Annotated in this window: 1 protein-coding gene (cut by a window edge); it reads left to right on the top strand. The window is 63.2% G+C overall.

Features of this window, described 5'->3' with window-relative positions; genetic code table 11:
- The first annotated feature begins 300 nt into the window (after nucleotides 1-300).
- Nucleotides 301-1,451, top strand: partial view of a hypothetical protein gene (locus E6J58_24270; GenBank protein ID TMB31540.1) — the 5' portion only. It continues 34 nt past the right edge of the window; only the first 1,151 of its 1,185 coding nucleotides appear in the window; its start codon is at nucleotides 301-303; its stop codon lies beyond the right edge, outside the window.

Below are 1,451 nucleotides of genomic sequence, written 5' to 3'. Positions count from 1 at the left end.
TGCAGCAGATCGCCGAAGTCCTTGCTCACGGCCTCGCGTTTGCCGGTGTTGCCCGCGAGATCGGTGAGGTCCTCGGACGCACCACCGCAAGCGCCGGCGAGGCTGACCGCAACGATGACTGCGGTGCGCATCGGAGCGCGCAAGTTAGCGCGGAGGGCGGTCTCGTCCAAGCGATTGCAGTTGCGGACCCAACGTTTCCTGGGACGCCCGTCCGACTTCTTGACGCGCCGCGACTTGAACGCCTGGCCTTTCGACTGACAGGGTCAGGCCCTTTCGCAGTCTCTCTCGACGGAGAGTGACATGAACACGACGATGCTGTCTTCCTGCGTAGCGGCGCTGGCGATGCTGCTGCCCGCGCTCGCAGTCGCATCGGTCCCGGTCGCGCACTGCCGCCAAGGCGACAAGGCGGAATCGGGGCTGCAGGGCCAGACCACCCAGGCGGAGATCGCCAGCGGTGCGGTGACCAAGGGCTTCAACTGCAATACCGACATGGTCGGCCAGTATCAGGGAGAAGGTGCGAGCTGGCAGCTCACGGCCTGGAAGAACTGTGCCTACTTCGACCAGAGACTGAATACGGCGGAGGCGCATCGCGGCACCGTCGTGGTGGACGTGACCGATCCGGCACATCCGACCCCGACGACATGGCTCACGGAACCTGCGATGCTCGACCCGTGGGAGTCGCTCAAAGTGAACGCAGCGCGCCAGTTGCTCGGGGCGGCCCAGCGGCCCGATACCACGCAAAACTTTCCTGGGACGGGTTTTTCCATCTACGACATCTCGGCCGACTGCAAGAACCCGGTGAAGAAATCGTCCATCATCATCCCGGGGAGCTTCGGGCACACCGGCCAGTGGGCGCCGGATGGAAAAACGTACTACATCACGCCTCTGCGTACGGATATCAGCATCGAAGCGATCGACACCACCGATGCTTCGAATCCGAAGCCGCTCCCGTGCGGCACCGGGACGGCAGGTTGCGGGGCCAACGGCTTCTTCACTGCAACGTCGGACATTCCTTATCCGCAATGGCACGATGTCGAGTTCTCGAAGGACGGGAACACGGCGTACGTGACCATGTTCGGTTCGAATTTCGGGACCCCGTCGACGGCGGCGAAGAACGGGTTGCTCATCCTCGACGTCAGCGACTTCCAGCAACGCAAGCAGAACCCCGCTTATCGCAAGATCTCGTCGCTGACGTGGGACGACGGGAGCGTCGGCGCGCAAAATGCCCTCCCGATCACCATCAAAGGCAAGAGTTACATCCTCTTCAGCGACGAAGGCGGTCCCGGCACCTGCTCGGCGGGGAAATCGGCGGCCGGCTTCCCGCGGTTGATCGACATCAGCGATCCGAAGAATCCGAAGACGGCCGCCAAGCTACAACTCGACGTCCATTACCCGGCGTTCTGTGCGGATGCCCTCGCTGCTCCCATCGCTCCGACCGGAAACTTCTTCGG

The organism is Deltaproteobacteria bacterium, from assembly GCA_005879535.1.
Classification (GTDB): Bacteria; Myxococcota; Myxococcia; order Myxococcales; family 40CM-4-68-19; genus 40CM-4-68-19.
The sequence above is the reverse complement of the archived record's forward strand: the minus strand, read 5'-3'. Positions and strand labels throughout refer to the sequence as shown.